The organism is Desulfosalsimonas propionicica, from assembly GCF_013761005.1.
Lineage (GTDB): Bacteria > Desulfobacterota > Desulfobacteria > Desulfobacterales > Desulfosalsimonadaceae > Desulfosalsimonas > Desulfosalsimonas propionicica.
On the sequence record NZ_JACDUS010000023.1, the window covers coordinates 1 to 7950 of the forward strand.

Annotated in this window: 4 protein-coding genes; all 4 read left to right on the forward strand. The window is 42.6% G+C overall.

The window, feature by feature from the left end:
- Positions 1–86 precede the first annotated feature (86 nt).
- The 4 genes from HNR65_RS17695 to HNR65_RS17710 all read left to right on the forward strand — a co-directional run bounded on the left by HNR65_RS17695 (position 87) and on the right by HNR65_RS17710 (position 7906).
- Positions 87–1100 carry a radical SAM protein gene (locus tag HNR65_RS17695; protein ID WP_181552865.1) on the forward strand — a complete coding sequence of 338 codons (1014 nt, stop codon included), beginning with the start codon at positions 87–89 and terminating at the stop codon, positions 1098–1100.
- A 488-nt stretch (positions 1101–1588) separates the two neighbouring features.
- On the forward strand, positions 1589–2647 hold the full coding sequence (locus HNR65_RS17700) for a DUF2157 domain-containing protein (RefSeq protein WP_181552866.1): 1059 nt from the start codon (positions 1589–1591) through the stop codon (positions 2645–2647).
- A 160-nt stretch (positions 2648–2807) separates the two neighbouring features.
- Complete coding sequence (locus HNR65_RS17705; protein WP_181552867.1) at positions 2808–6164, forward strand: hypothetical protein; 3357 nt, start codon at positions 2808–2810, stop codon at positions 6162–6164.
- Positions 6165–6253: 89 nt separating this feature from the next.
- Positions 6254–7906, forward strand: a complete 1653-nt coding sequence (locus tag HNR65_RS17710; protein ID WP_181552868.1) for a hypothetical protein — start codon at positions 6254–6256, stop codon at positions 7904–7906.
- Positions 7907–7950 lie beyond the last annotated feature (44 nt).

Sequence of the window (7950 nt, forward strand, 5' to 3'; positions counted from 1 at the left end):
AAACGTCAGGCATATGGATTCAGGGATAATTGGTACTTCAAGCTCCGATTATATTTTATTCACGAATCCATCCCGGCATTTCCCGGATGAATCTTATTTCCTGGCTTGGTGAATATTATTTGCCTTGTTTTCCATATCAGAGCAACACTGTCTGGAAAATTGATTATTTTTCAAATCCGGCAGTAATGAATGCACTTGGAGCATGGTCGCAATTATATGCAGATCTGTATATGGCACCCAAAAACAGATTTCATTCCAAAGCCAGGGAGCTGATAGGCAGCATATTGGATAACAATGACAAGGTCTTGCATGAACGTGCCCAAAAACTGAATTTCATCACAGGCGGACGGATTTCGGTACTGCCTCCTGATACTCGGCATGTTGATTACGAAATCATCCCCCTCAATATTGCAGACGGCTGTCTTTTTCATTGTAAATTTTGCTGTGTCAAATCAGAACAGCAATTTCAGACCCGGCCTGAAACGGATATTATCGAACAAATTCGTCATTTGAAGGCATTTTATGGCCGCAATCTTGAAAACTATCATTCCCTGTTCCTTGGAAATCATGATGCACTTGCGGCAGATGACGAAATTATCGCTTTTGCGGCAACCAAAGCCTATGAAGACCTCGATTTTGAATTATATTCTGAGAACCCCCTGCTCTTCTTGTTTGGAAGCGTGGATTCCCTGATTAAAACAAAAGATCAATTGTTTGAAGAGATTAACCATCTCCCGTTTTATACCTATATTAACATTGGTCTCGAATCTGTAGATCCCCAGACTTTGAAATTACTTGGAAAACCATTGAGTAAATCCAGAGTTGAAGAAGCTTTCAAAAAAATGCTGAACATAAATACAAATTATGAAAATATAGAAATTACTGCCAATTTTGTTATTGGAGAAGGATTATCTCCTGAACACTATCAATCTCTTAAAGATTTGCTTGGGGAGGCACCGGCCGAATCTTGCGGTAAGGGAGTTATATACCTCTCTCCGTTAATAGACAGCCCCAAAAAATGGGAATTATTGCCTCTGGTAGAAGAAGTCAAAAATGTAAGCCGTATGCCTGTTTATATATATTTGATTCAAAGGCTCTAAGAAGTGGCACTACACTATCACATAACCTTCCTGCTCACCTGCCGGTGTTTGGCTTCCGCCGCACACCGGCAGGTGAGCAGGCCTATATGCATTTTTTGCTGCTCGAAGATGCTGCCCTCGATCTATTTGGCCGGTTGCCCGCCGAAAGTTGGATCAAATCAAGCGGCTTCGGGAGATCAAAGAACTGAAAGTGCCTTCAGGAAATCGATTGGAAAGCTTGAAAGGCGACGGGGAAACTCAATTTTCTGGCTGAGCTTGCAACAGGATTGGAACCTTTGGCATGCAATGAACAGCCCTGAAGCAAAACAGATTAAGCGCCTGAAACCAATCCCCAAAAATAAGCATTCTTTTGCATAGCTGAAAGTTTTACAGTTCCATCAATTGATGGAACTGTAAAACTTTCAGCTAAGGGATAATGTGAATGATTTGACCCTTTCGGCAAGCACTGCTGTTAACAAAAGCGTTAAATTTACAAGGGATTGCAATTGATGTATGTATCGAAAAAAGAAGGACGTATTCTTAGGGACGCAATTCAAAACTGGCGCGAAACTGAGTTAATTTCTGAAGCGGAATCCCGGAAGCTTAAAAATTCTTATGAAGTAACTTCATTTGATTGGAATCGAGTAGCGAAATACTCATTTTGGATGGCAATTTGTTGTATTGTTATCTCCATATCGTCCGCCATAGCTGACCAATGGCTTATTGCGTTATTCAAGAAACTGTTTCGTGCGCCTGATTCTGTAAAGAGCATTGGCTTTGCCTTGTTTTCAGGAGGCCTGTACTTGCTCGGTATTCGAAGAAGACGCCAGCACCCGGATAACGTTTACAGCAATGAAGCAATATTGTTTCTGGGGGCAGCTGCTACTGCAGCTGCCATTGCATTTTTAGGAAAAGCAATGGATACAGGGTCCGGTCATTTTTCCCTTTTATTGCTGCTGGCTGCATTTATTTATGGGTTTTTGGGTCTTTGGTTTCCATCAAAATTAGTCTGGCTTTTTTCATTGCTGTCCCTGGGCAGCTGGTTTGGAGCTGAAACAGGTTACGCCTCTGGCTGGGGAGCGTACTATCTTGGCATGAACTACCCCTTACGATTTGTACTGTTCGGTTTAGTCCTAATCTTCTGTGGTTCATATCTGTTTCATCGCTGGAAAGATAAAAGCGAATTCCTAAGGATAACAAGAGCAGTTGGGTTGCTTTACTTATTTGTTGCGCTTTGGATCATGTCAATTTTCGGCAATTACAGCGATTCTGAAATATGGTATAGAGCAAAACAAATCGAGTTGTTCCATTGGTCAATACTCTTCGCGGCAGCGTCAATTGGAGCCATTTATCATGGTGTGAAATATGATGACGGAATGACAAGAGGGTTCGGTTTAACTTTTATCTTTATAAACCTGTATACAAGGTTTTTTGAGTACTTTTGGGAAGGCACGCATAAAGCAATATTTTTTGCACTCTTGGCACTTAGCTTTTGGTTTTTAGGTGCAAAGGCAGAAAAGATATGGCAGTTAAGTCTAGTCAAAAAGTTAACAACCCCATCAGATTGACCACCTTGGGCTTCGCTTGCGGCGGCAATTCATCAGGCGTCAAATGAACACGACAATCCACCCAGCGGAAAACTCAATGCTGCTTTGTTTCTCTTCAATCTTTTTCCTTATCGAAATTTTACAAAATAACTGATTTTTCACTATAACACACGAGGAAATCATGACTAAAAGCCGCAAGTATTTTCCTGCTTGCTTTTCAGGCAGGCTCTCAATAATCTCAGTCTTTATATTTATCATTGCTGCCAGTTTTATGTCTCCGGCAAATGCACTTTCTGATAATCAGAAAGATGTAAGAATCAGTTCCTTTAAAGCACACTATTATACCGAAAATGACGGGAGAAATCCCGGCAGGAAAAACGACGGCACAATAAAAGATGTGGTCTCCAAGCTCCAGTTCACAGAGTCGGTCAAGAGACCTTCCATAAATTTCAGCTATTCTGACTTTAACGGAATAAATTCCTACAATTTCTATGGCGTTTGGGAGGGGGTTATCAGTGCTGACAGCGAAGGACAATCGGTCAAAGCCCATTTTGATGTCTCAAAAAGTGATGTGTCCTTTTACCTCAATGACAAGCTATTGGAAAAATGGAACGACGTTTCCAAAATAGTCCAGTTCAGCCTGAACAAGGGCGATAACAAAATAAGAATTGAATTACATAACCATTGGCACACAACTTCTTTCAACGTTTCCTTCACTGATTATCAAAAACTGGACAAGTCTACAGCCGTTGAGGTCTTCAAAGGTATTGATTTTAACTCGACGAAAAGCATCTACCTGGGGGCCTATGAAGCGAGTTCGAGGAATCCCGGAGAGAATTACAACGAAATTCTGGTTACACTTCCCGGATCCCCGGAACCGATTTTTATTTTTTTAAATAGCTTCCGGGCCGTTAACTGGGTGATCAACAATCCTCAGAATGCAAAAATAGTCGGAATTGCTCTCCGGGGGCGTTCACCGGGAAGCACAGTTGCAATCACCTCCCCTGCCCCTGTTTATCAATTACCGGCGAGTAAAAATGCGCATAAGAGTTCTTATGATATTCAGGCATTTATCGGGAAAAATGCCGACTATGCGTTTACTGAATACGGTTTCAGCAGCATTATTATACCCGATTTTTTCCAGGCCAGGGCCAAAGATGCCCCCAAAAGAAACGATTCAATAAGCACTTCGGAAAGCCCCGGTCCCGGCCGGACTGACAAATATGCGGTGAACTCGTTTGTTGAATCCCTGGTTGTTCAACAGCAGAATAATCCGGTTACCAGAACCCGGATTGTAAAAGAACCTTCCCTTGATGGAGCTTTTATCAAAGGTACCTGGAAAGGATACGTTGATGTCTCGAAAACAACGGATAAATCATTTAAAATTTCGCACAAGGGAGTAAGGGCCGAACTGATAATAGACGGCAAGTCGGTCTGGCGTGGGAAAAATTCCCGTGAAAACGTTTATCAGTATACGTTTAAGCCGGGCAGACACGAGGTTATGTTTGTGGCATACCCCGAAGAAGATTCCAGGCCCGCAAAATTCGATGTTTCGATCACAGATAATGCCAAAGACCTGAAATATGACCAACTGGCAACCCTTCTGAGAAGGTTGGGTAATTTTGATTCGATCTATTGTGGGGTAGAGAAAAGTAAATCACCGGATCGCAGAGTGGATATCCGCCTGCATGATTTGGGCAAACCGGTTGTACTGTTTTTAACTTCAAATCAACAGGTTGTCTGGGATTTCAGAAACAGCGACACTGACAGACTGGCTGCAGTTGTAACCTCTGCGAAAAACAGCGCCGGATCCATTAAAAACCTCCCTTCGCATGTACCTGTCTACCATTTCTTCAATTTGGCCAAAACGGCTCAGTTCATTCCTGTGCGCGGAAAAAGAAACATAGACAATACCTTCAAAAGCGCTGCCCTGCAAATTCTTGCCCTGACCGGAAAATTGCCGGCGGGTTTCAGTGGAGTAAGAGAAACCGATACAGTCGCCGTACCCGGAATTGTACTTGAGCGGGAAAAATACCGACAGATCGGTTTTGCTGATGTATCACCGGATTATAATATATTTATTGAATATCCGGATAAAATTGATATTGTTTTTAATCCGGTTACAACAAAATTTATTGATTCGAACAGCTCCTCAGAATTCACACAGACCAGACCGATTAAACCTGAAGTTCAACGAAAATCCTGGGCTGAACCCCTTGGAGCAACAGAAGATATCCCAACCGGTGCCTTCAGGGCCTACTATTTTGATATCTTCAATTCCGGGCTGCCAAAATTCAGCGGTATTGTAGAGGATGTCTCGATAAGCAGCACAAGCACAAAGAGAAACAGTACCGGAACAGCCAGTGTAGATGATCATGGGATAATTCCCGAAAATTTCGGTGCTTTCTGGATTGGCAATATCAATCTGGAAAAAGAAGAGGAGATGGAAATCAATATTGATTCCGGTCACTCTGCCACCAGGGTGCTGATTGATGACAAAGTGGTCAACGGCAAAACGATTTCATTGCAAAAAGGTTTGCATAAGGTTGAAATCGAGCACGTTAATAATTGGCATACCTACGGTTTTTCTTTTTCCTTAACCGAACCTCAGACGTTGCTCGCCTATGAAGAACTGAGAGAACAATTGGGAAACATATTACCCAGGAAGGTTCATACCGCATACGTGGGTGTATACAGGAGCAAAAGCGGCGATAATGCAATAACCCTGGACATCAAAAACGCCGGCAAGCCCGTATTTCTGATTCTGGCTTCCGCTCATCCCGTTAACTGGGTCATCGGGGGGGCGGGAGCAAAGGATATTAAAGCTTTGCTGGTATCGAGCACTCATTCAAAAAGTAAAATCAAGGGTAACATCAAACAGGATATCCCCATATTTCATTTTCCCATGTGGAACTTCACCTACCAATTGAAGTCCAACTGCGAATGCCAGGGCAGTTATTATTGTGCCAGCAGGGATCTATTCGACACCATTGACTATGTTGCAACCATAACCGGTCAAAAGATTGACAGCTTTACAGGCAACTATAGCGCAAAATCCTTTGTGGTGCCGGATACTATTATAGATAAAAAACAGTTCAAAGCCCTGAGCAAGATAGCCAAAGAAAACCGCCAGGCACAAGCCAAATGCGAAGGGCCAGAGCTTACCCCACAGTACCTCGACAAGAGGCAAAGAAAACAAATCCGCGCGCACCCCTCTGTTCAGGATGCGTTAAAAGCAATGAAACTGATACGGGACAACAGGTTTGATGAATACATTGCGTACATGGAAACCAGAAACCGAAACGTCAATCAGAATGAAATCAAAGAAATGTTCCTGTTTCAACACAATTATTTTGCGGGTTATGACCCTTCAATCGCCTATCATATGATTGACAAGAAAATGTATGAGAAAATCATCGCCAATAAACCAAAATTGACTATCCCATTGCTATTAAAAAAAGAAAATCTTAAAGATCATTACATTAAAGTTCATATGAACAAGGCGGGAGACAGGTGGGCCGTATCATTTATAAGATAGCATTCCAGGCCAATCGCGCGAAACGAACGATGACGAGACGTTTGCAGTACAAAGGATCGTTAAACGAAGATAGATGATCTGGAGGCGGTATGCAATATTGTAAGGCTGGGGTTCTGATTTTAATGGTTCAGGTGCTGTTTCTGTCCCAAAATCCTGCCACGGCAGTTCAGCAACACCCGACGAATGAGAATGAACATCCAACAATAATTGAAAATTTAATCCAAAAAGCCGCTGATCATCCTGACCCTTATTTGGAAAAACTGTTTGCCGGCTTATTAACCGCCGCCGATGAGGATCTGAGAGCAACCAGTTATTTGCTGATGGTCCTGCAAACCAATGCAGGGCATATGCTTGCCAGATACGCCAACGAGGCAGTCTTGGACTGGCTGATGAAAGAACCGGAAAAAGGAGCTTCGGAGCCAACCCTGGCGCCGCTGCTGATAAGATTTTGCGATCCTTTACCAGAAAAGCGTTTTAAATCAAAAAATATTCATTATGACCTGCCTGACAAGAGGAGAAAAGGCTCTGTTTTGATGGCAGGGCTGGCTTTGGGGGATCCGGCGGCTGTTGAGCTGATAAGGCGTTATCTCCGTTCTTCAGATCCGGAAAAAGTTAATTTTGCCAAATCGCTTCTTCTTTCCTCAGAATATAGCGATATATCCGGGATCCCTCTTGAATTGTTCCAAATGGCGCTGGCTTGTGACGGTAGACGAAGGCCGGTCGAGGCTTATTTAAAACAATTGTTCATTACTGAACCGCCGGATATTCAAAAACAGTTAAATCAGGTCTTCTCTGAGTTCCCCAAGACAGGCTCCCGCCTGAATTATATTGCCGGCACCAACAATATTCTGGGCTCACCGACATTGCCCGGTTTGCTCTGTCAATCGCTACAGGTAAATAAGGAAGCATTTCTAAATTGGGCATATGAGAACGGTTACAGTTCATATGACTACAGAATTGCGTCTGTATTGGCGCATGCCCCTTCTCCCGATCCTTATTTTAATATGCTTATTGAAAACATAAGCATAGATGATAAATACAGAAAGTGTCTCCTTCTGATCGCCACAGGTCTGGATCGTCCTGGTTTTGACGCTTTTGTAAAATTTCCCGCAAAAGGTCAAAAATTCTATCATGGGAATTTAAACTTTCTTTACACCTTGCGATGCGGAACACGTGAAACCAGGCAAAAGTATTTCGATTCTCTGGATGAAAATCCTGATTTTTTAATCGACAGATCGTTTCTAAAGGCTTCTGTTGCTGAAAACGGAAAGGACGTCCGTAACGAAATACAAAAATGCATAGACAGCATGAAAAAAGACGACACCAGCAGCCGCCGCCGTCATGATGATTCCAAAGACAAAAACTTCAGGCTTTGTCTTTCTCATCTTCGCTCAGAGCAATTATTGGATTTGAAATGGCAGGCTTTTCAACAATTGACAAGGTCTACGGGCGATGCCAAAACGCGTTATATGCTTACGAGAGATTTGAAAGGAAATATTCCATATTCAACCATTTCAAAAGTAATAAAAGAAAAAATGAAATCTGATAATGCCGGGACATCTTTGCCGGAACTGAAGTTGATATCCGACGATGATCTGCGTTTGCATAAAAATAACCTGGAAAAACGCATAGGCCATTTTGGAAAACCGGCTGCATTGCTTTCCACCAGGTTGCGCAAAGCCGGGATAGAAAAAAATGATTCATCCGGGAAATGCCGGGATGGATTCGTGAATAAAATATAATCGGAGCTTGAAGTACCAATTATCCCTGAATCCATATGCCTGAC